This is a genomic window from Herbaspirillum sp. FG34 (genome assembly GCF_057809315.1).
Window position 1 is genome coordinate 117283 of the sequence record NZ_JBMDJS010000007.1, and the last position, 24818, is coordinate 142100.

General features: G+C 62.2%; 24 protein-coding genes. 4 read left to right on the plus strand and 20 right to left on the minus strand.

Annotation, left to right across the window (positions count from 1 at the left end):
- Window positions 1-36 precede the first annotated feature (36 nt).
- The 5 genes from ACODSZ_RS11110 to ACODSZ_RS11130 form a co-directional block, all read right to left on the minus strand.
- Window positions 37-768 (minus strand): SDR family oxidoreductase, encoded by a 732-nt coding sequence (locus ACODSZ_RS11110; protein ID WP_175342791.1) that lies wholly within the window; start codon window positions 766-768, stop codon window positions 37-39.
- 52 nt (window positions 769-820) lie between these two features.
- On the minus strand, window positions 821-1807 hold the full coding sequence (locus ACODSZ_RS11115; RefSeq protein WP_034349824.1) for an ABC transporter permease: 987 nt from the start codon (window positions 1805-1807) through the stop codon (window positions 821-823).
- A complete protein-coding gene (locus tag ACODSZ_RS11120) occupies window positions 1797-3299 on the minus strand; it encodes a sugar ABC transporter ATP-binding protein (RefSeq protein ID WP_175342790.1) in 1503 nt (500 codons plus the stop codon). The genes ACODSZ_RS11115 and ACODSZ_RS11120 overlap by 11 nt, the downstream gene beginning before the upstream one ends.
- A gap of 58 nt (window positions 3300-3357) precedes the next feature.
- Window positions 3358-4278, minus strand: coding sequence for an ABC transporter substrate-binding protein (locus ACODSZ_RS11125; protein WP_008326164.1), 921 nt, complete (start codon window positions 4276-4278; stop codon window positions 3358-3360).
- A 168-nt stretch (window positions 4279-4446) separates the two neighbouring features.
- Complete coding sequence (locus ACODSZ_RS11130) at window positions 4447-5334, minus strand: AraC family transcriptional regulator (RefSeq protein ID WP_237713505.1); 888 nt, start codon at window positions 5332-5334, stop codon at window positions 4447-4449.
- A gap of 303 nt (window positions 5335-5637) precedes the next feature.
- On the opposite strand from ACODSZ_RS11130, the gene ACODSZ_RS11135 reads away from it, so the two are divergent.
- Window positions 5638-6354, plus strand: coding sequence for an MgtC/SapB family protein (locus ACODSZ_RS11135; RefSeq protein WP_488927592.1), 717 nt, complete (start codon window positions 5638-5640; stop codon window positions 6352-6354).
- Here the strand turns inward: ACODSZ_RS11135 and ACODSZ_RS11140 are convergent, their stop codons facing one another.
- Genes ACODSZ_RS11140 through ACODSZ_RS11165 form a run of 6 tightly spaced genes read right to left on the minus strand, consistent with a single transcriptional unit; the run spans window position 6355 to window position 11576 of the window.
- On the minus strand, window positions 6355-6774 hold the full coding sequence (locus ACODSZ_RS11140) for a nuclear transport factor 2 family protein (protein WP_008326161.1): 420 nt from the start codon (window positions 6772-6774) through the stop codon (window positions 6355-6357). It lies immediately after the preceding gene.
- A 2-nt stretch (window positions 6775-6776) separates the two neighbouring features.
- Complete coding sequence (locus tag ACODSZ_RS11145) at window positions 6777-7637, minus strand: SDR family NAD(P)-dependent oxidoreductase (RefSeq protein ID WP_175342789.1); 861 nt, start codon at window positions 7635-7637, stop codon at window positions 6777-6779.
- On the minus strand, window positions 7634-8203 hold the full coding sequence (locus tag ACODSZ_RS11150; protein WP_488927593.1) for a DUF3833 domain-containing protein: 570 nt from the start codon (window positions 8201-8203) through the stop codon (window positions 7634-7636). Before ACODSZ_RS11150 ends, ACODSZ_RS11145 begins: the two co-directional genes overlap by 4 nt.
- Window positions 8204-8206: 3 nt before the next feature.
- The gene (locus ACODSZ_RS11155) at window positions 8207-9418 is read right to left on the minus strand and encodes an SAM-dependent methyltransferase (protein ID WP_008326158.1); all 1212 of its coding nucleotides are present in this window, start codon (window positions 9416-9418) and stop codon (window positions 8207-8209) included.
- Window positions 9415-10269 (minus strand): DUF1365 domain-containing protein, encoded by an 855-nt coding sequence (locus tag ACODSZ_RS11160; RefSeq protein WP_175342786.1) that lies wholly within the window; start codon window positions 10267-10269, stop codon window positions 9415-9417. Before ACODSZ_RS11160 ends, ACODSZ_RS11155 begins: the two co-directional genes overlap by 4 nt.
- Complete coding sequence (locus ACODSZ_RS11165) at window positions 10266-11576, minus strand: NAD(P)/FAD-dependent oxidoreductase (RefSeq protein WP_488927594.1); 1311 nt, start codon at window positions 11574-11576, stop codon at window positions 10266-10268. Before ACODSZ_RS11165 ends, ACODSZ_RS11160 begins: the two co-directional genes overlap by 4 nt.
- Window positions 11577-11801: 225 nt before the next feature.
- Between ACODSZ_RS11165 and ACODSZ_RS11170 the strand changes: the two genes are divergently transcribed.
- Window positions 11802-12410, plus strand: coding sequence for a TetR/AcrR family transcriptional regulator (locus ACODSZ_RS11170; RefSeq protein ID WP_008326155.1), 609 nt, complete (start codon window positions 11802-11804; stop codon window positions 12408-12410).
- Between the two features lie 45 nt (window positions 12411-12455).
- Here ACODSZ_RS11170 and ACODSZ_RS11175 read toward each other — a convergent pair whose 3' ends face one another.
- The 7 genes from ACODSZ_RS11175 to ACODSZ_RS11205 form a co-directional block, all read right to left on the minus strand.
- Window positions 12456-13322, minus strand: coding sequence for an L-fucono-1,5-lactonase (locus ACODSZ_RS11175; protein WP_488927595.1), 867 nt, complete (start codon window positions 13320-13322; stop codon window positions 12456-12458).
- A gap of 165 nt (window positions 13323-13487) precedes the next feature.
- Window positions 13488-14426 (minus strand): ABC transporter substrate-binding protein, encoded by a 939-nt coding sequence (locus tag ACODSZ_RS11180; protein ID WP_008326152.1) that lies wholly within the window; start codon window positions 14424-14426, stop codon window positions 13488-13490.
- Window positions 14427-14529: 103 nt separating this feature from the next.
- A complete protein-coding gene (locus ACODSZ_RS11185) occupies window positions 14530-15528 on the minus strand; it encodes an ABC transporter permease (RefSeq protein ID WP_488927645.1) in 999 nt (332 codons plus the stop codon).
- An 85-nt stretch (window positions 15529-15613) separates the two neighbouring features.
- Window positions 15614-17167 carry a sugar ABC transporter ATP-binding protein gene (locus ACODSZ_RS11190; protein WP_175342784.1) on the minus strand — a complete coding sequence of 518 codons (1554 nt, stop codon included), beginning with the start codon at window positions 17165-17167 and terminating at the stop codon, window positions 15614-15616.
- 176 nt (window positions 17168-17343) lie between these two features.
- Window positions 17344-17688, minus strand: a complete 345-nt coding sequence (locus ACODSZ_RS11195) for an L-rhamnose mutarotase (protein ID WP_488927596.1) — start codon at window positions 17686-17688, stop codon at window positions 17344-17346.
- Window positions 17689-17695: 7 nt separating this feature from the next.
- The gene (locus ACODSZ_RS11200) at window positions 17696-18472 is read right to left on the minus strand and encodes an SDR family oxidoreductase (protein ID WP_488927597.1); all 777 of its coding nucleotides are present in this window, start codon (window positions 18470-18472) and stop codon (window positions 17696-17698) included.
- 52 nt (window positions 18473-18524) lie between these two features.
- Window positions 18525-19802 (minus strand): L-fuconate dehydratase, encoded by a 1278-nt coding sequence (locus ACODSZ_RS11205; protein WP_175342781.1) that lies wholly within the window; start codon window positions 19800-19802, stop codon window positions 18525-18527.
- Window positions 19803-20160: 358 nt separating this feature from the next.
- Here ACODSZ_RS11205 and ACODSZ_RS11210 point away from each other — a divergent pair, with 358 nt between their 5' ends.
- On the plus strand, window positions 20161-21012 hold the full coding sequence (locus ACODSZ_RS11210; RefSeq protein ID WP_034349913.1) for an IclR family transcriptional regulator: 852 nt from the start codon (window positions 20161-20163) through the stop codon (window positions 21010-21012).
- Between the two features lie 21 nt (window positions 21013-21033).
- Here ACODSZ_RS11210 and ACODSZ_RS11215 read toward each other — a convergent pair whose 3' ends face one another.
- Together ACODSZ_RS11215 and ACODSZ_RS11220 are read right to left on the minus strand one after the other, a co-directional pair.
- A complete protein-coding gene (locus tag ACODSZ_RS11215) occupies window positions 21034-21915 on the minus strand; it encodes an SMP-30/gluconolactonase/LRE family protein (protein WP_241822245.1) in 882 nt (293 codons plus the stop codon).
- 188 nt (window positions 21916-22103) lie between these two features.
- The gene (locus tag ACODSZ_RS11220) at window positions 22104-23240 is read right to left on the minus strand and encodes a porin (protein ID WP_241822244.1); all 1137 of its coding nucleotides are present in this window, start codon (window positions 23238-23240) and stop codon (window positions 22104-22106) included.
- A 369-nt stretch (window positions 23241-23609) separates the two neighbouring features.
- Here ACODSZ_RS11220 and ACODSZ_RS11225 point away from each other — a divergent pair, with 369 nt between their 5' ends.
- Window positions 23610-24551, plus strand: coding sequence for a LysR family transcriptional regulator (locus ACODSZ_RS11225; RefSeq protein ID WP_008326088.1), 942 nt, complete (start codon window positions 23610-23612; stop codon window positions 24549-24551).
- Window positions 24552-24818: the final 267 nt, after the last annotated feature.

Sequence of the window (24818 nt, forward strand, 5' to 3'; positions counted from 1 at the left end):
TTGCCTGAAGGGACCACCCTGCCGCGTGCATTGCACTCACACGCGGTCGAAATTGGTGGGCAGCACGAGCATATCGCGGATGGTCACGTTGCGATTGCGGGTCAGCATGTACTCCACCGCATCGGCCACTTCGGAAGGCTCGATCAGGCTGCCGGATTCCTTCGCCTTGCGCAGGTTCTCTTCGGGCCAGTCGGCCAGCAGCGCCGAGATCACCGGTCCCGGAGAAACCTGTCCCACCCGTATGCCATGCGGGATCATCTGGCGCCGCATGGTCTGCACGAAACAGGTGATGGCCCATTTGGAGCCCGCATAAACCGGCTCCCAGTAAGTCGGGAAATGCCCGGCCACCGAGCAGGTGACGATGATGTCGCCGCTCTTGCGCTCCATCATGTGCGGCGCCACCGCATGCACGTTCTTCATCACGGCGTTGACGTTGAGATTGAGCATCTTGTCGATGGCCTCGGGCGTGGTGTCCACCAGCTCGCCGCCGATATAGGTACCGGCATTGCAGTAGAGGATGTCGATGTGATCGACCTTCTTGAGGATCTCCGGCACCATCGCCGCGCAGCTGTCGGCATCCAGCAGATTGGTCACCTGCGCGATGGCCTTGGGACCGAGGCGTGCGGCCAGTGCTTCCAGGGCCTTGGCATTCCAGTCCACCATGACCACGGTCACGCCATTGGCCAGCAGTTTTTCGGTGGTGGCAAGGCCAATGCCGGAGGCGGCGCCCGTGATGACGGCGATCTTGCCGGTCAGGGATAGTGTCATGTTCTGTCTCCTTGTGAATGAAATCAAGTATGAATAAAAGGAATGGAATTGCTCAACGCCATTCCCTGGCGATATAGATCGCCAGCAGGATGATCACGCCGCGAATGATGTCCTGCAGGTAGGGATTGATGCCCATCAGGTTCAGGCCATTGTTGAGGATGCCCAGCAGCACCGCACCGATGAGCGTGCCCACCACCAGCCCGCGCCCACCGGCGATGGCCGTGCCGCCCAGCACCACGGCGGCAATCGCATCCAGTTCGAAACCCACACCCGCATTGGGCTGGCCTGACATCAGGCGGCCCGTGAGGATGATGGCCGCCAGCCCCGAGGTGAAACCGGAAATCGCATACACCGCCAGCTTGATGCGCGTAGTCTTCACGCCTGACAAACGCGCTGCCATCTCATTGCCGCCGATGGCATACACATGGCGACCAAAGGGCGTGCGCTGCAACAGCACCCACGCCAGGGCATAGACCACCAGCATCAGGATCACCGGCACCGGGATCATGCCGATGCGCCCCACGCCGAACCACGAGATCCAGCCCGGCAGCCCCGAGATCGGATAGCCGCCCGAGTAGATCAGCCCGACCCCGCGTGCCACGCCCATGGTGGCCAGCGTGACGATGATGGCCGGCATGCGGCCCCAGGCCACCAGTGCGCCGTTGAGCAGGCCGATAGCCACCGCCAGCGCCACCCCGGCCAGCAGTGCCACCGGTGCGGGCAGGCCGCTGTTGACGATCAGCCCGGCCGACAAGGTACCGGCCAATGCCATGGCCGCACCGACCGACAGATCGATGCCGCCCGTGAGGATGACGAAAGTCATGCCCACGGCGAGGATGCCGACAATGGACACCTGGCGCAGCACGTTGAGCCAGTTGGAGACGGTAAAGAAACTGTCCGAGGCCAGCCCCATGAGTAGCGACACCACCACCAGCCCGGCCAGCGGCAGCGCCAGTGGTGAATGGATCAGGGCGCGCCAGCGCGCCCGGGAAGCGGCGTGCACGGGGGCGGCGCCGAGAGCGTTTGCGTCATGCTGCATGGTGAAGTCTCCCGCTGGTTGCATGGGTCATGATTTCCTCGGCGGTCACGGCATCGCCTTCGACGGTGGCCACGATGCCGCCGCCCTTGAAGACGCAGACCCGGTCGGCCATGCCGACCACCTCCGGCAACTCGGAAGAAATCATGATGATGGAATAGCCCTGCGCGGTGAATTCGCGCATGAGCTGGTAAATCTCGGCCTTGGCACCCACATCGATGCCGCGCGTCGGTTCATCGAAGATCAGCACCTGCATGTGGTGATTGATCCAGCGCGCGATCACCACCTTCTGCTGGTTACCGCCGGACAGCGTATCGACCCGCGCATGCGCATCCGGTGCCTTCACCCGCACACGCTGCATGGCCGTGCGCGTGGCGTCGGCTTCACGTTGACGGTCGAGGAAGAGGCCACCACACCGATACTTGCCGTAGTTGTTCAGCGAGATGTTGTGCAGGATGGGGAAGCTGGTGATGAGTCCCTGCTCCTTGCGACTCTCCGGCAGCAAACCGATGCCGGCTTGCAGCGCTTGCGCCGGATCGGCAAAGCGCAGCGGCACACCACGCATGGAGAGCTGGCACTGCACCGCCGGATGCGCGCCCAGCATGGCCAGCACGGTCTCGGTGCGTCCGGACCCGACCAGACCGGCAAAGCCCAGGATCTCGCCGCGTCGCAACTGGAAGCGCGACACCGGGCCATGACGTTTCAACTGCAGTGCCTGGACCTCCAGCACCACATCGTCTTCGGGCGCGGCCACAGGCTTGGGCGGAAAACAGTTCTCGATGCGCCGTCCGACCATCATCTCTACCAGCTGCGCCTGATCCACTTCGCTCACGGCGCAGGTGCCGATGTATGCACCATCGCGCAGCACGGTGATGCGGTCGCAGATCTCGAAGATTTCTTCCAGATGGTGCGAGATGAAAATGATCGCCACCCCCTGTTCGCGCAAGCCGCGCATGACCTTGAAGAGGTGCTCGACCTCACCGGGGGTGAGGGTTGCGGTCGGTTCATCCAGCACCAGGATGCGAGCGTCGAGTGCCAGTGCCTTGGCGATCTCGACAAACTGTTGCTGCGCCACCGAGAGCCTGCACACGGGCACATCCAAAGCAATCTCCACGCCCAGTTGCGCGATGATCTGCGCCGCACGACGCTTCATGGCCGCGCGTTGCAGCAGGCCGAACCTACCGCGCAGTTCGCGGGCGAGGAACATGTTGTCCACCGCATCCAGATAGGGGATCAGTGAAAACTCCTGAAACACCACACCGACGCCCGCTGCGATGGCTTCGTGATAGCGGGCGAAGCGGCGCGGCTCACCATCGATGCGGATCTCGCCGCCGTCCGGCGCGACGATGCCGCAGAGGATCTTCATCAGCGTGGACTTGCCCGCGCCGTTCTCACCCAGCAACGCGTGGACTTCACCGGCACGTACCTCCAGATCGACACCGCGCAGCACCGTCACGGGGCCAAAGTTCTTCTTGATACCAGTCAGTTGGAGCATGGCTGCCTCCATCGAGGGAAAGGAAGGTGCGGCAACGCATGGCTGCCGCACCGGCGGCTTACCAGCTGAAGCCGGCCGCGTTCTTCTTGGTCACCGGCATGACGTCGATGGGCACTTCCTTGGGCACCACGCGCGCGCCCCATTTCTTGGCCAGGGCCATGGCCAGGCCCACGCGCACCTGGTCACGCGGGAACTGCGCGGTGGTCTCGATGAAGGGGCCGCCATCGGCAATGGCCTTGACCGCTTCCGGCGCACCATCCACCGAAGTGAGCTTGATATCCTTGCCGCTACCCTGGATGGCCGCCAGTGCGCCCATGGCACCACCGTCATTGACGGAGAAGATGCCCTTGAGGTTGGGGCGCGCCTGGATCATGTTCTCCACCACGCCCAGCGCCACCGAGCGGTCCTGACGGCCGTTCTGGGTGGCCACCAGCTTGATGTCCTTGTACTCGGCCAGGGCCTGCTTGCAACCTTCCACGCGCTGCAGGATGGGCACCACGGGAATACCGTCGAGGATGGCCACCTCGCCCTTGCCGCCGATGGCATCGGCCAGCGCACGGCAGGATTGGTAACCGGCATCCTTGTTCTTGGAACCGACGAACATGTCCACCGGGCCGGAGGCATTGGCATCGACCGCCACAACGATCACGTTGCGCGCCTTGGCCGCTTTCACTGCCGCTTCCACGCCAGCGGAGTCGGTCGGGTTGATGAGCAGGATGTCGATATTCTGTTGCAACATGTCTTCGATATCGGCGATCTGCTTGGCCACGTTGTGGGCAGCATCGGTGACGATGACCTTGGCGCCGAAGGACTTGGCGGCCTCATCGAGCGCCTTCTTCATCGAGACGAAATAGGGGTTGTTCATTTCCTGGAAGCTCATGCCGATCTTGAGCCTGGACAGTTCCTGCGCGCCTGCCGGTGCGGTGAAGGCCACCAGCGTGGCGGTGGACAGGGCCAGTGCGGTCAGTGCTTTCTTCATTGCAGTCTCCATTGTTGTTGGTCGTGTGCTTGATGACGGGATTGCCCGGCATGCTCGTTACGAAGTGACAGGCGACACCTGTCCTGTTCCGGAAAGCGGGGGCTTTCCTGAATGCGGTTTCCCCGGATCAGGGAAATGATCTAAATGATTTCGCAGATTCAGCCGACGCTATCCGGTGGCGGCAAAGAGGCCATTGCTGGCAAAGGTATTGCGGAACTCCGAAGGCGACATGCCCTTGATCTTCTGGAAGTGCCGGTTGAAATTGGAGAGATTGGAAAACCCGGTCTCGTAGCAGATGTCGGTGATGCGCGCCTCCGGATTGTTGAGCAGGGCCAGGCAGGCCAGGTCCACGCGCAGCTGGTTCTTGTAGCGTACCAGCGTGGTCCCGGTGTGCCGCTTGAAGGCGCGCGAGAAGGTACTCAGGTTCTGCCCCACCATGTCGGCCAGGTCCTGTTCGCCGATGTCATCGGTGAGGTGCTCGCGCAGATAGGCGATGGCGCGATTGAGGCCGCTGCTGTTCACGCCGGAGAGATCGAGCTTGTAGGAGAGACTGGCCAGCACTTCGGGTTCGGGCGAATTGGCCAGCACGTCGAGGATTTCCCAGAACAACGCCAGCCGTTTCAGGCCGCGCTGATCGATCAGTCGCTGCATCAGCGGGCGCACCATATCGCTGGTGGCGGCATCGAAGAGCAGGCCGCGATGGCTGCGCTCCAGTAGCGGCATGATGGCGTCCATCTCGGGGATACTGGCCGCGCACTGGTCTACCAGTTGCTCGGGGAACTGGATCACCAGCGAGCGCACCGGCACCACTTCATCGCGGCCGATATTGGAAATCCAGTTCTGCGGCAGATTGGGACCGGTCATCACCAGCTGGCCGGGCGCGAAATCGCCGATGTGGTCACCAACATAGAAACGGCCCGAGGTCGCCACCACCAGGTGGATCTCGTACTCCGGATGGTAGTGCCAGCGCACGGTACGGAAGGGGTAGCCGTGCATCCATGCCGCAAAGGATTCCCCCTTGCGGATATGGACCAGTTCCAGGTCGGGCTGCATCATGTCTCCTCTCAATCGAGAGCATTTTCTTTGTGGAATCTGACAAATCGCTGTTGTCAGTTTTCGCCATGTACTGCATCTTAGTGCCCGTCTGGCTGGGGCTTCTACATCACCAGCGAAGAGGGACTGATACTTTTTTGCATTTTTGAACAAAGAGAATGAAATACGATGCACGGCAGCAAAACGGCCCTCCGGGCTCCGTCTGCGCCCGATTTGTCATGCCCCTGTTGCATTGAAGGGGCATCATCGCGCACCATGGCGCAGCGCACACCGCGCGCCGTCCCCCCTGAACGTACCGGAAGTCCCATGCAAATCCTGGCCAACATCAATCTCGATTCCCTGCTCGACACCTCCATCAGCCTGACCGCCGCCTTCATCCTGGGTGGCCTGATCGGCCTGGAACGCCAGTACCGGCAGCGTACTGCCGGCCTGCGCACCAATGTGCTGGTGGCGCTGGGGGCGGCGGTCTTCGTGGACATGGCCAACCGCCTGGGCGGGCATGACGGCGCGGTCCATGTGGTGGCCTATGTGGTCTCGGGCGTCGGTTTTCTGGGCGCGGGCGTGATCATGCGCGAGGAAGGCAATGTGCGCGGCATCAACACCGCCGCCACCTTGTGGGGCTCGGCGGCGGTCGGTGCGGCAGCGGGCGCGGACCTGATCCTGGAAGCGATCCTGGCGACCCTCTTCGTGCTGGCCGCCAATACCCTGCTGCGCCCGGTGGTCAATACCATCAACCGCAAGCCGCTGGACGTGCCCTCGGTGGAAGTGACCAACACCCTCCACCTGATCGTGGAGAGCGCACACCAGAAACGTGTGCTGACCGCCGTGACCGACATGCTGGAGCAAAGCCGCCATCCTACGCACGACCTGGATGTGCGCCCCTTTACCGATGATGAGGTGGAAATCGAAGCCACCCTGGCAGCCACTTCCGTGGATGGCGATGAGCTCGATGCGCTGGTCGAACGGCTGCTGGCCTTGCCGGCCGTGAAACAGGCGTTCTGGAGTCCCAGTACGACCGATTGATCAATTAGTAGCGCTGAACTTGCCGCGCAACCACTTCACCGGCCCGCCGATGAGCGGCAATTTCTGCCACAGCTCTTCAGCCGCATCCCAGTAGTCGCGGTGCTCGATGACCAGCCCCGCTGCATCGAAGCGCAAATGCGTCGCTCCCAGCACCGTGTAGAACCGGCCCTTGAGCCGGAACTCGAAACGCCAGGTGGCAAAGCCCTGTGCGCCCTGCCCCATGCGCTCCAGGATCACGAAGCGTGGCTCTTCCGTGGTCTCGAACATGTGCGCGAAGATGGCGCGGATGGAACGCAGGCCCTTGATGTCGTTGAAGGGATCTTTGAACAGGGCCTCTTGTGAATAAAATTCACCAATCCGTTCCAGGCTGCCGGGGTCCAGCGCGCCATACCAGTCCAGCAAACGGTCCAGGTGCTGCATGGTCAGCTCAACAGAAAACGCTGGAACAGGACGAAGCGCAGCCGGAACGGCAGCAGCCGCAGGATCTTCAGCCAGGCCGTGAAGCGCAGCGGGAAGTGGATCTCGAAGCGGCCCTCGGCAATGCCGCGCCAGATGGCGGTGGCGGCCTGTTGCGGGGTCTGGATGGCGGGCATGGGAAAGTCGTTCTTGTCGGTCAGGTCGGTCTTTACGAAGCCCGGATTGACCAGATACACGTTCAAACCCTTGGGCCGCAAATCACTATAAAGAATTTCCGCCAGATTGATCAGTGCGGCCTTGCCCGGCCCATACACGGTGGCCCCCGGCAGCCCCACATAACCGGCCACGCTGGCCACCAGCGCAATGCCGCCGCTGCCGCGCGCCAGCATGTCGGGCAAGGCCGCACCCAATGCCGAATAGACGCTGGCGACGTTGGTGCGCAGGGTGTGTTCGGCCTCGTCTTCCTGGACTTCCCAACTGCGCTCGGGACGATACTTGGCCGCACAAAAGACCAGCAGATCGACACCGCCGAAGGCTTCCACGATGCGCGCATGCTGGTCGCGCCAGGCATCATGGCAGAGCACGTCCAGCGGCGCGATGAAGGCATTCTTGTGGGCCGCCGCCACCTCTTGCAGCACATCGGCCCGGCGCGCCGAGAGTGCCACCCGGGCACCGGCCTGCAACGCCTGGCGGGCCAGCTCGGCGCCGATACCGCTGGAGGCGCCGACCAGCCAGATGCGCAGGCCGCGCAGGTCACTGACCGGTTGATTCATCGGACCAAACAACACGGCCGGGCGCGAGATCGGGGCGCGCTCGCCGGCGGCGCCGACAGCCTCCTTGGTCAAGGGCTTGGACTGGGTGTTCATACGCCCTCCTTGCGGAAGAACAGCGTGACCTGGCCCACTTCCACACCGAACTTGCTCATGCTGGTGCGGTTCATGAGGGTGCGCTCGTCCATCTGGTACATCCAGTCATCCATCTGGACTTCGTATTGCTTGTCATCGACCGGCAGCAGCAGCGTGTAATTCCAGTGCAGCGCATTGCCGGCCGTATGGCCGATGGCCTCGCCGATGACGTCACCGGCGCGTCCACGCCAACTGTTGTCGGGCTGGCGTACCAGGGTCCAGATGCGGGTCTGGGTCTGGCCATCGTCATAATGGAAACGCTCGTCCAGCGTGAGCGTATTGCCCTCCACGGTGCCGGTCACGACCACGTGAAAACGCCGCGCCACTTCGCCGCTGCGCTTCTGGAACATGCCCCAGGCTTCCGTGCGGCCCTTGAAGAAGACCGCCGGATCGAACACCGGTGTCTTGCCTGCATAGTCCGACAATTGTTGCGAGGCGCAACCGCCCAGCAGCACTGCCAGCAGCGCCAGTCCCAACCAGGTCCACAGGCGCGCGGGCAGGTCCCGGCGCATCAGCTTGGCATCCATGACTCACTCCTTTTGCAAGAGGAATTGCACCACATCGGTCTGGCCTTCATCGAAGCCGACTTCGCAGAACACGTAATACAGCTGCCACAGGCGGCGGAAGCGCTCATCGAAACCTTGCGCGGCGATGGTCTCGCGCTCGGACTGGAAGGCATCGTTCCAGCGACGCAGGGTCTCGGCATAGTCACGGCCAAAATGGAAACGGTCACGCGTGGCCAGGCCGGCACGCTGGGCGCAGCGCGAGAAACGCTCATGACTGGGCAGCATGCCGCCCGGGAAGATGAATTCGCGGATGAAGTCGGCACTGTCGCGATAGCGCTCGAAGACGGCCTCATCGATGGTGATCGACTGGATCAGCGCACGACCGCCGGGTTTCAGGCGCGCCGAGACGGTATCGAAATAGGTCTGCCAGAAGCGCTCGCCGACTGCCTCGAACATCTCGATGGAGACGATGGCATCGTATTGGCCGTCCAGATCGCGGTAGTCGCACAGTTCGAGATGCGCCAGATGCTCCAGTTGCTGATGGCGCATGCGTTCCTGAGCGAAGGCCAGTTGCGAGGGCGAGATCGTCACACCATGCACGCGGATGCCCAGGCGCGCTGCGTGTTCGGCAAAACCGCCCCAGCCGCAGCCGATTTCCAGGACGCGGTCCCCCGCGCGCAGGCCGAGCTGGTCGACGATGCGCTGGTACTTGGCGGCCTGGGCTGACACCAGGCTCTGGCCGGGCGCACTGAAGATGGCGGAGGAATAGGTCATCGTCGGGTCCAGCCACAGACGATAGAAATCATTGCCCAGGTCGTAGTGCGCATGGATGTTGCGACGGCTGCCGCTGCGTGTATTGGAGCGCAGCAGGTGACGCAGACGGTACCACAGCGAGGCCAGGCGTCCGCCCTCGACGGCGCTGGAAAGCGCCGCGCGGTTGCGCATGGCCAGGCGCAGCAGTGCGGCCAGGTCGGGGGTATCCACCCAGCCGTTGCCGTAGGCTTCACCAAAGCCGATGTCGCCGGCACGCAGGATGGCACCGCAGGCGCGCCAGTCGAGGATGCGCAGTTGCGCGCTGGGTGGCTGGCGCAGATCGCCGAAGGTCAGCGTGGTGCCGTGGGGCGTGATCAGTTCCAGGTGGCCGTGGTTGAGACGCTCGAGCATCGCCAGGAACAGGCGAGCCGAAATCGGTCCGGCACGACGGCCGGTAGTCTGCAATGCGGGGCTGCGGTTCACGATAGGGTTTCCTTTCCAGAAGAAGGTCCTGCGGCGGCGGCGCGCTCAGGCTTGCTGAACCAGGGCACGCGCTTGCGCCACAACAGCAAGGCCTGCCAGTGGATACGGGCGACCACGCCCAGGGTAAGCAGTGGCTGTGCACACAGCGCACCGAAGGCCGTGGCCGCAGTCAGGGGGTGCAAACGGCCACCGATGGAGGTACGCATCAGGGGTTGCAGGCCGCGTGTTGTCTGCGCAGGTTGGCCGTGGTCGTAATAATCGATGCCAACGAAGGCGGTATCGCCGCCGGCATCCGGATGTCGCAATTGATCGCGGAAGCGGAAGCGATAGAAGCCGCGCACTTCGCAGAACGGCGAGACGTGCATCAGCTTGTTGCAGACCAAGCGCGTGTGTTCATCGATGACACCCTGTTCGGGTGCCGAGAGCAGGTAGTGCTGGGTCTCGCCGAAGGTGTTGTTGACCTCGGCCAGCACGGCGCGCAGATGGCCCTCACGGTCGTGGCACAGGAAAAAGCTGACCGGATTGAAAACGAAGCCGAACAGGCGCGGAAAGGTCTGCAACCAGATCGTCCCATCGTGCGGCAAGCCTGCCTCTTGCAGATGCGCGCGTACCCAGTGCGACAGATCGCTGCCATCACGGGGACCATAGTCGCGCGTACGCACGCACATCGGACGGCGGCGATTTACGCCGAACCAGGCATTGCCGGTCTCGTTGAGGCGCGCCAGATCGAGACGCACGCAGAACACCGGATAGACAAACTTGTGCGGCACCGGGCGCAGGCGCTGGTGCATCACCTGTCCGCTCAGCAACAGCGCGGGCGCGTCAGTGCGGGAGGTCAGCGAAATAGTCATGGGGACGCCCAATCCGGCGTTACGCCGAAATCCTTGATTACACGCAGGGCCGATTTGAGGCCGTCTTCATGGAAGCCGTAACCCGTCCAGGCGCCGGCAAACCAGGCGCGATGCTTGCCCTGGATCTCGGGCAGGCGGCGCTGGGCATCGATGGCGGGCTGGTCGAAGACCGGATGCTCGTAATCGAAACGGCCCATCACGGTGGCCGGATGCGGTGGCTGCGGCGGGTTCAGCGTGAGCACGACGTCGGTCTTGCAGGGCAGGTCCTGCAGGCGATTCAACCAGTAGCTCACGCACACCGCACGGCTGCCATCGCCGTGACGCGAACCGAGGTAGTTCCAGGCCGACCAGACCTTGTCCAGGCGCGGCATGAGCGAGACGTCGCTGTGCAGCCAGGCGGTATTGGCCTGGTAGCGCACGGCCGCGAGCACCTGGTGCTCCTCGATGGTGGCGTCCTGCAGCAGGGCCAGGGTCTGGGGCGCGTGGGTGGCGAAGACCACGGCATCGAACTGTTCTTCGCGGGGTTCGGCACCGCCACTGCGCACCAGCACGCCCCGCTCGTTGCGGGTGACGCTGGCCAGACGACTGCCCAGGCGCACATCGTCCAGGGTGGCGGCGATGCGCCGCACGTACTCGCGCGAGCCGCCGCGCACGGTACGCCAGCGCGGACGGTTGTTGACCTGCAGCAGGCCGTGATTGATGCAGAAGCGCAAAAAGGTCGCCGCCGGAAAATCCAGGATGTCCGAAGGCGAACTGGACCAGATCGCCGCGGCCATCGGAATCAGATAGGCATCACCGAACAGGGCACCATAACCGCCCTCCTTGAGCAGTTGGCGCAGGCTCACCGGTCGGCCTTCGCAGGCGGCCAGGTTGGTATGGGCCGCACGATTGAAGCGCAGGATGTCACGCAGCATGCCCAGGAAAGACGGCTGCAACAGGCGCTGGCGCTGGGCGAAGACGGTATCGAGGTTGGTGCCGGCCCATTCGAAGCGCCCTTCATCCATCGACACGCCGAAGGACATGTCGGTGTCGTAGGTCTCGACCTTGAGCTCCTCAAACAGCGCAATCAGGTTGGGATAGGTCCAGTCATTGAAGACCAGGAAGCCGGTATCGACCGGGAAAGGCACACCCTCCGGGGCGATCTCCACCGTATTGGCGTGACCGCCCAGCGTGGGCGCGGCCTCGAACAGCACCACCTGATGCTTGCGCGCCAGCAGGTAGGCGCTGGCCAGGCCGGAAATGCCGGCGCCGATGACGGCGATGCGCTGTCCTGTGCCCGGCGCGTTGGCTGCTACGTCTGGAGTCATGAAAACTTGCCCGCCTATGTCTTTGTTATTGAAGTTCCGCCGTTGCCAGTCCGTGGGAAACCGTCCCCGCCCTGCTGGCCCGTGCTGCTTTGGTGACCGGGGCGGCGCCTTGTGGCCGGCCTTTTTGGCCTGTCGCGCCGCTTATTTGCTATTCATCCTTGATTTAGGTGCTAAGATTACTACCAAAGAAAAATAAAATCTACTAATTAGTAACTTAAACTACCAATGAGTATTTTCGGCAAACTGAGCTTCAAGGACCAAGCCTTCAAATTACGGGAGAACGCCATCCTGGATGCGGCCACGTCGGTACTGGGCAGCAAGGGCTATGACCTGATGACCATGGACGATGTGGCTGGTGCAGTGGGTATCTCCAAACCCAGCCTGTACAAGCATTTCAAGTCCAAGGAAGAGCTGATCGGCGAGACCATGCTGCGCCTCATCGATGGTGCCATCGACCAGTTGGCGGAGCTCGAACACATCGCCAGCCCGCGCGGCAAGCTCGAAGCGATGCTGGAATGGGCGCTGCGGGTGCGGCTGGAGGGCGGACTGCCGTTCCTGCCGTCCACCAGCGCGCATGTGCGCGAGATGCTCATGCGCAACGTCAAGTACGTCATGCGCGTGCTCAAGCTCAACGGCCAGCTGGAAAAGCTGGTGAAGGAAGCGCAGAAGAATGGGGAGCTCGATGCCGCCCTGCCCAGCGACGTGGTGTTGTACAGCTACTACGCACGCACCTGTGACCCGGCGGTGGATTACCTGCAGAAGTTCAGCAAGATGAGCGATGACGAGATCGTGAAATACATGCTGCACGTGGCCTTCAACGGTTTCACGCGCTGACGTGCACAGCCGCCGTGCTCGAGGGCGGCTGTGCCCTTGCCTGACTTACAAGCCGTAGCAGCGCGCCGCCGTCGCGCCCCATAGCTGTTCGCTTTGCGCTTCCGACAGACGGGTGGCCGCCCACTCGCGCAGCACGCCGGCCACCGTGGCATAGGAGGCGGCCAGCAGGCACACCGGCCAGTCCGAGCCGAACATCAGGCGCTGCGGCCCGAAGGCTTCCAGCGCGGTATCCAGGCACAACACGATATTGTCGTAATCCTTCTGTCGCAATCCGCGCAGCCAATCCGCCTCGGTCACCAGCCCCGACAACTTGCAGGCCACATGCGGCATGGCGGCCAGTGCACGCAACTGGCGTTTCCAGTCGCTGAAGGAAGCTTCATTTCGTCCGAAATCCGCCAGGGCCGGCTTGCCCAGGTGATCCAGCACCAGCCAGTGGCGGTCATGGCGTGCGCAGAAAGCCTGCACCTCCGGCATCTGCCTGGCGTAGACCAGCACGTCATAGACCAGTCCCTGCTGCTGCAACCATTGGATGCCGGCATTGAAGGCCGGGGCCTCGACGAAGGCCGTGACGTCGGCTTCATCCTGGATCTGGTGACGCAGTCCGACCAGCTTGTCCCGCCCCCACTGCGCCACATTGGCGGCCAGGTGGGGCGAAGAGATGTCTTCCCAGCCCACCACACCGGCAATGCGATGGTCGGCGCGCGCCAGATCCAGCAGGAAGCCGGTTTCTTCGCGTCCGGCGCGGGCCTGCACGGCAATCGAGCCCTGCAAGCCTTCGGCCGCCAGGACCGGATGCAGTTGCCCGGGCAGGCGATCACAGGCCAGCAGTTCCATGCCCTTGCCGATCCAGAGATAGTCGTCGGCGCGATAGCGCCAGAAATGCTGATGAGCGTCGATGCGGAGGGGTTTCATGATGCAGTCTCGGGAGGGGGAGGAGAATGAGGGCATCCACATTTCCCGGTTTTTTTCTGGCTGAAAAACGCGGGAACGGGAAATGAAAAACGCGGGCGCCGCAAGCGCGCGGCGCCCCTGATCTCCCCGGACCCTGCCGGGGAAACCGGTGAACGCAAGATCCGATCAGTCGTACAGCACGGCCTTGATCTTGGGATCGTCGATGTTGCTCTTGTCGTACCAGTAGAAACCGGTATCGATGATCTTGGGCAGCTTCTCGCCCTTGATCGCCTTGACCGCCGCTTCCACGGTCTTGTAGCCGATGCCGACCGGGTTCTGGGTGATGGCGCCGGCCATGATGCCTTCGCGGATCGCATCCGTCTGCTGCTTGCCGGAGTCATAGCCGATGATGATGATCTTGCGCTTCATCTCCCTCACGCCATTGACCACGCCGATGGCCGAACCTTCGTTGGTACCGAAGATGCCCTTGATCTTGGGATAAGCCTGCAGGATGGACTTGGTCACTTCAGTGGACTTGAGCTGGTCGCCCGCGCCGTATTGCACGCTGACCACCTTGATCTTGGGATAGCTGGACTTGATGCGCTCCAGGAAGCCATCGCGGCGGTCCACACCGGTACGGCTGGTCTGGTCGTGCGCGACCACGGCGACTTCACCTTCCTTGCCGATGAGCTCGGCCATCTTGTCGGCGGCCAGGGCCGCGGCGGCGCGGTTGTCAGTGGTGGCGGTGGTGACGGGGATGTCGCTGTCCACGCCCGAGTCAAAGGCCACCACCGGGATCTTGGCGGCTTGTGCCTTCTTCAGCAGGGGGATGGCGGCCTTGCTGTCCAGGGCGGCAAAGCCGATGGCCTGAGGCTTCTTGGCCAGGGCGGCGGAGAGCATGTCGATCTGCTTGTCGACCATGGCTTCGGTTTCCGGACCTTCGAAGGTGACCTTCACCTTCAGGTCGCGGCCGGCCTGGTCGGCACCGGCTTTGACGGCCTGCCAGAACTGGTGCTGGAAGCCCTTGGAAATGAGCGGCACATAGATTTCCTGCGCCTGCGCAGCCGAAGTGCCGACGGCGAAGGCCAGACCCAGGGCAGCGGCCAGTAACTTGTTCTTGAACACGGTACGTCTCCTTTTGTTATCGATGATGGAGTGCCGGAAATGGCGCTTCCGGCGGGGCTTGCGTTGCTACGTTTAAATCATGTCATGCGCTTGCGCCCCTGGCTCAGGCACGGCGGCGGCGCAGAATATCCAGATACACGGCCAGGATGATGATCACGCCGGTGACCACCGTCTGCCACTCCTGCGCCACCGACATGATGCGCAGGCCATTGACCAGCACGCTCATGATGAAGGCGCCGATGATGGTCCCCAGGATGGTGCCGGTACCGCCCGAGAGCGAGGTACCACCGATCACCACGGCGGCAATCGCATCGAGCTCGTAACCCTGGCCCAGAGCGGGCTGCGCCGAATTGAGGCGGGACGCGATGATGAGTCCGGCAATGCCGCAGATGGCCCCCGAGAAGGTGTAGACCGCCACCTTCCAGAAATCCACCTTCACGCCCGACAGGCGCAGCGCTTCCTCGTTGCTGCCCAGCGCAAAGGTATAGCGGCCAAAGACGGTCTTGTTGAGGATGATGGAGGCGGCGATGGCCACGATGAAGAGGATCAGCACGGCGTTGGGAATCGGCAGCGAAGGGATCAGGTCGCCGATGAGCGAATCCTGGGCGATGGACGAGAAGCCCTCGGTATCGTTGAAATAGATCGGACGGGTACCGGAAATCACCAGGGACAGACCCTTCAACAACATCATCATGCCCAGCGTGGCGATGAAGGGCGGCACCTTGAGCTTGGCGATCACCATGCCCGAGACCCAGCCCGAGAGTGCGCCGAAGAAGATGGCCGCTGCGATGCCCAGCGGCAGCGGCATGCCCCAGTTGGTCAGCACCACGCCGGCCATGACGGCGCAGAAGGTCATCATGGTCCCCACCGAGAGGTCGATGCCGGAGGTGATGATGACGTAGGTACAGGCAATGGCCAGCACGCCGTTGACGGCGGTGGATTGCAGGATGCTGACCAGGTTGTCCACCTCCATGAAGTTGGGCGAGGCGAAGCTGAAGAACAGGATCATCAGCATCAGACTGGCAAAGGCCAGCAGTTTCTGGCGCGCCGCCGGGTTGAACAGGCGGGCGCGCAGGCCCGTGGGGGAAGCGTTGTTGGTCATGGTGGATGCGGAGGTGGCGGAGTGGATATTGTTTGCCATGATCGGTCTGTCTCTCTTGTAGGGTCTGGATGCGCGGCCGGTCTTGTTACGCCACGGCCGACACGCGCTGCGTGGCCAGCTGCATGATGTTTTCCTGCGTGGCCTCGGCGCGCGCGAGCTCACCGGTGATGCGGCCTTCGCACATGACCAGGATGCGGTGGCTCATGCGCAGCACCTCGGGCAGCTCGGAGGAAATCATCACGATGGCCTTGCCCTGTTCGGCCAGGGCATCGAGCAGTTTGTAGATCTCGCTCTTGGCGCCGATGTCGATGCCGCGCGTGGGCTCGTCGAAGAACAGGATGTCGCAGTCGCGCAGCAGCCACTTGGCGATCACGATCTTCTGCTGGTTGCCGCCCGAGAGCAGGCGCGCCTGCTGTTGCACCGAGGGTGTCTTGATGGCCAGCTGGCGCACGTAACCCTGCGCTGCGTCACGGATGGCACGCTGGTCCATGAAGCCCGCTCTGGTAAAACGTCCCATGCTGGAGAGCGCGATATTGGCCTGCACGTCCATGCCCACGGCCAGTCCGAAATGCTTGCGGTCTTCCGACAGATAACCGATGCCATGCGCGACCGCATCGGCGGGTTGGCGGATCACCGCCTTGCCGCCGTGGATGATGATCTCGCCCGACTCCAGCGGATCGGCACCGAAGATGGCGCGCGCCACTTCCGTGCGGCCCGCGCCCATGAGTCCGGCGAACCCGAGGATCTCGCCCCGGCGCAGCTTGAAGCTGACGTCACGGATGGCGCGACCACGATTCAAGCCGCGCACTTCCAGCACCACTTCATTGCCGGAAGTATCGGGCGGCATGCGCTGTTCGCCATCGAGGGCGCGGCCCACCATCATGGAGATGATGGTATCCATGGAGGTGCCCTGCATCGGCACGGTGGCGATGTACTTGCCATCGCGCATGACGCTGACGCGATCGGCGATCTGACGCAATTCGTCCATCTTGTGCGAGATGTAGACGATGCCCACGCCCTGCGCCTGCAGGTCGCGGATGATGCGGAAGAGCTCGGCGATCTCGGCATTGTTCAGAGCCGCCGTCGGTTCATCCATGATGAGCACGCGCGAATCGAAGGACAGCGCCTTGGCGATCTCCACCATCTGCTGGCGGGCCACGCTCAAGTCGCCCACCGGCGTGCGCGGGTCCATGTCCAGGCGCATGCGGGAGAAGATGGCGGCGGCCTGGCGGTTCAACTGGTCTTCATCGATGATGAGGCCGAAGCCCTTGCGCGGTTCGCGTCCGATGAAGATGTTCTGGGCGGCGGAAAGGTGGTTCATCAGGTTCAGTTCCTGATGGATGATGCCGATGCCCAGGGCCTGGGCCTGGCGCGGTTCGCGGATGTCCACCGGCTTGCCGTCAAGCAGGATGTCGCCGCTGTCACGCTGATAGACGCCGGAGAGGATCTTCATCAATGTGGACTTGCCGGCGCCGTTCTCGCCCATCAGGGCGTGGACCTCGCCGGCCACCAGTTCGAACTGGCAATTATCCAGCGCCAGCACGCCCGGAAAGCGCTTGCTGACATTGCGCAGGGCGATCACCGGTGTGGCCGATGCCGTCGCCGCTACGCGGGCTTGTGTCTCGTGTTCTTGCTGCATGCTCACCTCGGATGTGGATGCACTGCTGGCCGGATTGGCTCCTGACCATCGTTTGCACGACTCTGCGGTCGCTGTTTTTCGGTGCTGCCTGAATGGCGTACTGCTTACTCTACCGTCTTGCGAAAAACCTGGAAAGCCATTGACTGGCCCTCACCGGAGCTTGCCGTCGCGCACACTCAATCCTGCTGCGCGGCCAGGTCGAAGATGCGGGTCATCGGCACCCATTTCTCTCCGGCCGAGGTCCATGGCGTGGGCGCCTGGAAGCGCCACATCAGTTCTTCCCACGCGCGGACCCTGGGGTCGCTCTGGCTGGCTTGCGCCATGGCGGCGGCATCGAAGACGGCGTCATCGGTTTCCATCACCATCACCATGCGTGTACCCAGGCGATAGATGTCCATGCCGGTTACGCCCTGCCGGTGCAGATGCGTGGCGATCTCGGGCCAGATGCGGCGGTGATGCTGTTCATACTCGGCGATGAGCGCGGGGTCATCCTTGAGATCCAGGGCCAGAACGGTACGCATGGCGGCCTCAGGTCAGGGCGCGGTCGAGATGGGTATAGCCCCCATCGACGAAGACCCATTGCCCGGTGGTATGCGAGGAACGTCCCGAGAGCAGGAACACCGCCATGTCGGCCATTTCCTCGGAGGTGGTGAAACGCTTGCCCAGCGGGATCTTGCTGGTGATGGCATCGAGTTTCTCCTGGGGATGCTCGAAGGTGGCGATCCATTTCTCGTAGAGCGGGGTCATCACTTCGGCAGGGATGAGGGCATTGACGCGCACGCCATCGTCGCGCAGAGCGGCGGCCCATTCGCGCGTGAGCGACAATTGCGCGCCCTTCGATGCGCAATAGCCGCTGGTATTGCCCTGCCCCGTGACGGCCGTCTTGGAGGAGACATTGAGGATGGCACCGCGCGTGGCCTTGAGGTGGGGCACGCAATAATGCGCCATCACGTAATAGTGGATCAGGTTGCGTTCCAGCGAGGCGACAAATTCATTGCGCCCGGCATCCAGACCCACACTGTCATTGACCCCGGCATTGTTGACCAGGCCATCGAGACGGCCGAAGCGCCGCACGGTCTCGGCAACGGCCTCGCCGCAGGCTGCCTCGTCCTGCAATTCCAGCTGGAACAGGGCGGCAAGCGGCTGCAGACCGGTCAGGCGGCTCCAGAACTGCGGCTCTGGTGCGCTGCGCGCAAACACCACGGGAATGGCGCCCTCGGCCGCCAGCTGCAGGCTGATCGCTCCGCCGATGCCGGAGGCGCCACCGGTCACGATGACTACCTTCTCTTGCAGGTTCAAATCCACATCAGTCTCCGTTTTCGTTCTTTTCGTTCATCTTGCAATGGCAATGTCTGCCTTAATCCCGGAAGCGGTACTGCTCCAGTGAAGCAGGCTTCATTTCGATCGAAAACCCCGGCAAGGCGGGCGGCATGTAGGCCGCGTTGCGGATCACGCAGGGATCGACGAAGTGCTCGTGCAGGTGGTCCACGTATTCGGTCACGCGCCCGTCCTTGCTGCCGGAAATGCAGAGGTAGTCGATCATCGACAGGTGCTGCACATATTCGCACAGGCCCACGCCACCGGCATGCGGGCAGACGACCTTGCCGTACTTGGCGGCCATGAGCATGACGGCCAGGATTTCATTGACGCCGCCCAGGCGACAGGAATCGATCTGCACCACATCGATGGCATCGCGCATGATGAACTGCTTGAAGAGCACGCGGTTCTGGCACATCTCGCCGGTAGCGACCTTGACCGCACCGATGCCCGCGCGGATCTTGCGATGGCCTTCCACGTCATCCGGGCTGGTCGGTTCCTCGATGAACCACGGTTGCGCGAAGGCCAGTTGATTGACCCAGTCGATGGCCTGATCCACTTCCCAGACCTGATTGGCATCGATCATCAGATTGCGCTCCGGCCCCAACACTTCACGGGCGATGCGCACGCGCCGCTTGTCGTCTTCGAGATCGCGGCCAACCTTGAGCTTGACGTAGTTGAAGCCCTGGTCGACGGCTTCCTGGCACAGTCGCCGCAGCTTGGCGTCGTCATAGCCGAGCCATCCGGCCGAGGTGGTGTAGCAGGGATAGCCGTCCTGTTCCAGCGTGCGCAGGCGCTCGGCCTTGCCGGCCTCTTTTGCGCGCAGCAGCGCCAGCGCTTCGTCCGGGGTGATGCAATCGGTGATGTAGCGGAAGTCGATGGTGCGCACCAGCTCCTCGGGCGTCATGTCGGCCACCAGTTTCCACACCGGCTTGCCGACCGCCTTGGCCCACAGGTCCCAGGCGGCATTGACCACCGCGCCGGTAGCCAGGTGGATGGCCCCCTTGTCCGGACCGATCCAGCGCAGCTGACTGTCGGAGGTGACATGGCGCCAGAAGCGCCCCATGTCGGCGGCAATCCAGTCCAGCTCCAGGCCCACCACCAGGTGCTCCATGGCACGGATGGCGGCGCAGCAGATCTCGTTGCCACGGCCGATGGTGAAGGTCAGGCCGTGACCCTTGAGTTGTTCATTGTCGGTGTCGAGGATGACATAGGCGGCCGAATAATCCGGATCCGGATTCATCGCATCGGACCCATCCAGCGATTGCGAAGTAGGAAAGCGCACGTCCAGCACGCGCAGGGCAGTGATCTTGGTCATCAGTCTCTAACGTGGATGCCGGGGCGCCAAGGGGCTGCCGTCGGCCGGGCGGTCCGTGGCGGACGGCCCAGGGTGATCGTCTCCGGGGCCGGGCCCCTTTTTTGATTTCTCTCACAAATAAAATTTCATTTCATCTGTGAGTGACAGAGCATAACCCCGATTATCCTCCCAATGCAGGGCTGTCCCGATGAAGTTTCCGCGCCGATCGATATCGATTTCGTGATGACGATGCCGCATCAAGAGGTCATTCATGAAAATTTATTTTACAAATAAAATGGTTTTTTCATCAAAATCCCCTACAATCCGGCCCCATCAACCGCCCGCTTTTGCGATCTTGCGACCATTGCACCAGAACGCCATGCCCAGAACCCGGAAACTCCATCCCGCCGAAGCCCCTGCCGTGCAGACCGCCGCCGACCACGAGGAGGAAAGCGCCAGTGGCAAGACGCGCTACGCCGCGCCGGCGCTGGACAAGGGCCTGGACATCCTGGAGTTGCTGAGCCGCTCGGAGCAGATGCTGACCCTGAACCAGATTTCCCGGCAACTGGGGCGCAGCGTCAACGAGATCTTCCGCATGGTGGTCACGCTGGAACAGCGCGGCTATCTGGTGGCCGACAACGACCATTACCGGCTCTCGCTGAAACTGTTTGAACTGGCGCACCATCATCAACCGATCCGCTCGCTGGTCAGCACTGCCCTGCCCCACATGCGCGAGCTGGCCAATCGCTCGATGCAGTCGACCCATCTGACGGTCTATGAAGCCGGTCGGGTGATCGTGGTGGCACAGGTCGACAGTCCCGAGCGCTGGGCCTTCGGGCTGAAGGTCGGTGCGCTGGTGAGCCTGACCGATACCGCCTCGGGCCATGTGCTGCTGGCGTTTCGCGACCAGGCCGAGCGCGCCAGCATGCTGGCTGCGCACGTGCGCATGGATGGTGAACAGGAAATCGAGACGGCGCAGTTGATGCGCCAGATCGAGGACACGCGCAAACGCGGTCACTCGCGCATGGAAAGCCGCCAGATCCGGGGGGTGATCAACCTGTCCTATCCGGTCATGGGCGCCAACGACCGCATGCTGGCGGCCTTGAACGTGCCCTATATCGAACGCATCGACAAGAAGGTCAATCCCAGCCTGGACGAGGTGCAAGGCATCGTCCAGGAAATATCGGCGCGGCTGTCGCGGCTGATGGGGGATTCAAGTTTCGGGTCCTGAGGACGGACCCGAGGCAAGGCCTCAGCCGGCGAAGCGCACTTCCGGCAGGCCGCGCACACCAGGCAACGGCACGCTGAACAAGGCACCGGCCAGCTTGTCTTGGGCGCGTTGTCCGGCGCTCATGCCTTCGTGGGCGGTGGTCACGAACAGGGTAGCAAAGTCGGCACCGCCGAACGCCACGCAGGACGGCTGCGCGGTGGGCACATCGATGATGCGGTCGATCCTGCCGTCAGGGGCAAACCGCACCACGCGCGCACCACCCCACTGGGCGTTCCAGACGTAACCATCGGCGTCGACGGTGGAACCATCGGGGCCACCCGGCTGCCCGGACAGATCGGCGAAGAGGCGCGCATTGGAGACGGCGCCGCTGTCGGTGTCGTAGTCACACACCATGATCTTGCCGGCCATGGAGTCGCAGTGATACATCAGCCTGCCATCGAGGCTGAAGCAGATGCTGTTGGAAATGGCGATACCAGGCAGGGCCAGGCGTTCCAGGCTCAGGTCGGCATTCAAGCGATAGAAGCTGGCGATGGGCGCGCGGCCGGCGTCTTCATTCAAGGTCCCGAAAACGAAACGGCCCTGGCGGTCGCAGCGGCCATCATTGAGGCGCGTGGTCGGCAGATCGCCTTCGATGCGGCAGATCGGACTGATGCTGCCGGTGTTCAGGTCGAAGAAGGCCAGGCGCGATTCCAGTCCGATCAGAAGACGCTGCGCTTCGGCCGTGAAGGCAAAGCAGCACAGGCGTTCCGGCATGCCCCAGCTGCGCGTGGCACCACTGGCCGGATCATGGTTCCACAAGCGGGATGCGTGGATATCGGTCCAGAAGACCGTCTGCGAGCGCTCGCACCAGAGCACTCCTTCGCCCAGTTCATGATGTCCGTCAACCAGCAATTGCGCATTCATCGGGGTTCCGCCTGCAAATCAAATAAATGAAAAAATGAAAAAATGAAATAAATTAAATAAACAATATAGATAGTTTGAATGGCGCAATCAACCATGCACCACCAAGACAAAAAAGGGTGGGCTTGCGCCCACCCTCAACTACATCAAGACCACCTCAGGAAGGATTACAGATACTGCTGTTCGTTACATCAGAACGAGTGGGCGATACCGAAGTAACCACCGGTCTGCTTCAAGCCGGAAACGCCGTTGTCGGCACCGTTTTCCAGGACGTGACCAGCGCCAGTGCCGTTACGCACGGTGCCCACGTCGACGTACAGCAGGGTACGCTTGGACAGGAAGTAGTTCACGCCAGCCATGTACAGGTTGGCCGTGCCGCCGCCATTGCCCACGCCGGAAGAACTGACCGAAGCGTTGTTGGCATTGACGTGGAACCAGGAAGCGACCAGTTGCAGTTGCGAGGTCACGTCATAGTTGGCGCCGATCCAGTACTGGTTGGCACGGCTCGGGGCACCTGCCGCGGCATTGGGCGCACGCAGGTTTTCGTAGCCGACGAACATCTTGAGCTTGTCGATCTTGTAGGTACCGCCCAGGATCAGTTCCTTGGAGTGGCTCCAGACGTTGGTGTAGTCGCCGTTGGAATCACGGATCACGTCATAGATGGCGCGCAGTTCCAGGCCGTTCTTCTGGTAGGCCACCGAGATGCCGTCCTTGCGACCATCGCTGTTGCCAGTGTTGGTCACGCCGCCGTTGAACGAACCGGCCTTTTCACCCAGGCTGGTCTGCAGATTGACGGTGAAACCAGCCATGTCGGGGCTGTTGTACTCGATGATGTTGGAAGCACCCGGCCAGTTGCGGCCGTTGACCAGGGTCACGGTACCGATGGCTTGCTGGCCGGTCGGATCCAGATACCAGATGTCATTGTTGATGAACAGGTTCTTGCCGAACTTGATGGAACCGGCGGTGGCCGAGGACAGACCGACGTAGGAACGACGGTTGAACAGGGCATTGTTGCTGGTGTCGGTGCCGTTGAGGGCGCCCTTGGTCGAATTGAAACCGGATTCGATCAGGAAGAAGGCATTGTTACCGCCGCCCAGGTCTTCCGTGCCCTTGAAGCCGATCATGCTGGTGCCCCATTGATTGTTGGCGGCGCTCCACTTGGAACCTTGACCGTTGGTACCGGCATTGGTCTGGAAGTCGACACCGGCCACGACACGGCCGTAAATGGTGACACTGCTTTGCGCCTGCGCCTGTGCCGAGAACGCTCCCATGAGCGCCAGCGCGCACAGGGTCTTTGCTCCAATAAAGGATGGCTTCACTTGCTTCATGAATAGTCTCCGTGGATATTGCCGTTTAAAATTTTTTTCGTCGGTGGGCTTGGCCGTGCAGCGTTGCACTTCAGACCCCTGGGTCCTGACGGACCCCTGACAGTCTCCCAACTTGTTGTTTTGATGCTGCCCGACCGTCTTCTCTTTCATCCCGTAGCTGCGCTGGTTGTCTCCTGTACAGCCCGGAATGTGGCTAGATACTAAGTATTCAGTTCATGTCTTTCCAATGAAATCTTTAGCAATTCCGATATGCGATTTGATATCATCAATTCCTAATAAAAAACGATTGATAAAATTTAGAACCCATTTCGTAAATAGGCGTGAGTGCCTATTTACGAAATGGGTTCTAAAAACCGTCCCCGGAGACTTATGAAAAACAGTGACCCGAACTGGTTTCTGCGGGCGCGATTGAAGACCCGTCAGCTGCTTCTGCTGATCGCTCTCGACGACACCCGCAACATCCACCGCGCCGCCAGCGAGCTGAACATGACGCAGCCGGCTGCTTCCAAGCAACTCAAGGACCTCGAGGACATGCTGGGCGTGTCCCTGTTCGAGCGCCTGCCGCGCGGCATGCGGCCCACCATCTATGGCGAGGCCATGATCCGCCATGCGCGCATGGCCCTGACCAGCCTGTCCAAGGCGCATGAAGACATCGTGGCCCTGAAATCGGGCCTCTCCGGCCAGGTCGACGTGGGCGTGATCCTCTCGCCGGGCATGGCTCTGCTGCCTCCGGCCATCGCACGGGTCAAGGAACAGGCGCCGATGTTGCGCATCGGCGTAGAGGTGGAAAGCAGCAACATCCTGCTCTCGCGCCTGCTGCACGGGGAGCTGGACTTCATCATCGGTCGCATCCTGGACGAAGAGGCCCGTGGCGGCCTGCTCTATGAAGAGCTGGCCGATGAGCCCGTGTGCGCCGTGGCCCGCGTGGGCCATCCCTTCCACACCCGTACCGACCTGAGCCTGGCTGACCTGGCCAGCGAAGCCTGGATCATGGCGCCCAAGGGCAGCATCCTGCGGGCACGCTGCGACCAGATGTTCCGTGAGCAAGGCCTGGCGCCGCCCTCCAACGTGGTCGACACTACCGCCATCCTCTTCATCACCAGCCTGTTGCAGCAGACCGATTTCATCTACGCAATGCCCACCGAAGTGGCACGCTACTACACCCAGGCACGCCTGATGGATATCCTGCCCATCGAACTGCCCTGCCGCATGGCCGGCTTCGGCATCATCACGCGCCAGGACAACCTGCTCTCGCCCGGGGCCAACCTGGTCCTGCAGGCGATCCGCGAAGTGGCGAAGATGATTTACTGATTCCCCCGCCTGCCCGGGCATGTGCCATGCCGGGGTCGGTTTGCTGCGCCGAGTTTTATTAAGAAATGTAAGGTAACGTAAGACTCTCTGAAATCGGGCGACAACGCGGCACCAAAAACAAAATCACACCGCAAAAAAACTTTAAAAAACGCGGCTAAAAAACAACACCCCACGCGCGCAAAAAACTAAGTTTTTTCAAGCTGTCATACAGCTTTTTCCGGAAACTCTCCAGGTTACCTCCCGCTTCCAAACTCTTTTAGCGTTTGC

Coding starts and splice junctions, on each gene's coding strand:
- ACODSZ_RS11110 (WP_175342791.1), bottom strand. CDS start 768: ATGACACTATCCCTGACCGGCAAGATCGCCGTCATCACGGGCGCCGCC.
- ACODSZ_RS11115 (WP_034349824.1), bottom strand. CDS start 1,807: ATGCAGCATGACGCAAACGCTCTCGGCGCCGCCCCCGTGCACGCCGCT.
- ACODSZ_RS11120 (WP_175342790.1), bottom strand. CDS start 3,299: ATGCTCCAACTGACTGGTATCAAGAAGAACTTTGGCCCCGTGACGGTG.
- ACODSZ_RS11125 (WP_008326164.1), bottom strand. CDS start 4,278: ATGAAGAAAGCACTGACCGCACTGGCCCTGTCCACCGCCACGCTGGTG.
- ACODSZ_RS11130 (WP_237713505.1), bottom strand. CDS start 5,334: ATGATGCAGCCCGACCTGGAACTGGTCCATATCCGCAAGGGGGAATCC.
- ACODSZ_RS11135 (WP_488927592.1), top strand. CDS start 5,638: ATGCAAATCCTGGCCAACATCAATCTCGATTCCCTGCTCGACACCTCC.
- ACODSZ_RS11140 (WP_008326161.1), bottom strand. CDS start 6,774: ATGCAGCACCTGGACCGTTTGCTGGACTGGTATGGCGCGCTGGACCCC.
- ACODSZ_RS11145 (WP_175342789.1), bottom strand. CDS start 7,637: ATGAACACCCAGTCCAAGCCCTTGACCAAGGAGGCTGTCGGCGCCGCC.
- ACODSZ_RS11150 (WP_488927593.1), bottom strand. CDS start 8,203: ATGGATGCCAAGCTGATGCGCCGGGACCTGCCCGCGCGCCTGTGGACC.
- ACODSZ_RS11160 (WP_175342786.1), bottom strand. CDS start 10,269: ATGACTATTTCGCTGACCTCCCGCACTGACGCGCCCGCGCTGTTGCTG.
- ACODSZ_RS11165 (WP_488927594.1), bottom strand. CDS start 11,576: ATGACTCCAGACGTAGCAGCCAACGCGCCGGGCACAGGACAGCGCATC.
- ACODSZ_RS11170 (WP_008326155.1), top strand. CDS start 11,802: ATGAGTATTTTCGGCAAACTGAGCTTCAAGGACCAAGCCTTCAAATTA.
- ACODSZ_RS11175 (WP_488927595.1), bottom strand. CDS start 13,322: ATGAAACCCCTCCGCATCGACGCTCATCAGCATTTCTGGCGCTATCGC.
- ACODSZ_RS11185 (WP_488927645.1), bottom strand. CDS start 15,528: ATGACCAACAACGCTTCCCCCACGGGCCTGCGCGCCCGCCTGTTCAAC.
- ACODSZ_RS11190 (WP_175342784.1), bottom strand. CDS start 17,167: ATGCAGCAAGAACACGAGACACAAGCCCGCGTAGCGGCGACGGCATCG.
- ACODSZ_RS11195 (WP_488927596.1), bottom strand. CDS start 17,688: ATGCGTACCGTTCTGGCCCTGGATCTCAAGGATGACCCCGCGCTCATC.
- ACODSZ_RS11205 (WP_175342781.1), bottom strand. CDS start 19,802: ATGACCAAGATCACTGCCCTGCGCGTGCTGGACGTGCGCTTTCCTACT.
- ACODSZ_RS11210 (WP_034349913.1), top strand. CDS start 20,161: ATGCCCAGAACCCGGAAACTCCATCCCGCCGAAGCCCCTGCCGTGCAG.
- ACODSZ_RS11215 (WP_241822245.1), bottom strand. CDS start 21,915: ATGAATGCGCAATTGCTGGTTGACGGACATCATGAACTGGGCGAAGGA.
- ACODSZ_RS11220 (WP_241822244.1), bottom strand. CDS start 23,240: ATGAAGCAAGTGAAGCCATCCTTTATTGGAGCAAAGACCCTGTGCGCG.
- ACODSZ_RS11225 (WP_008326088.1), top strand. CDS start 23,610: ATGAAAAACAGTGACCCGAACTGGTTTCTGCGGGCGCGATTGAAGACC.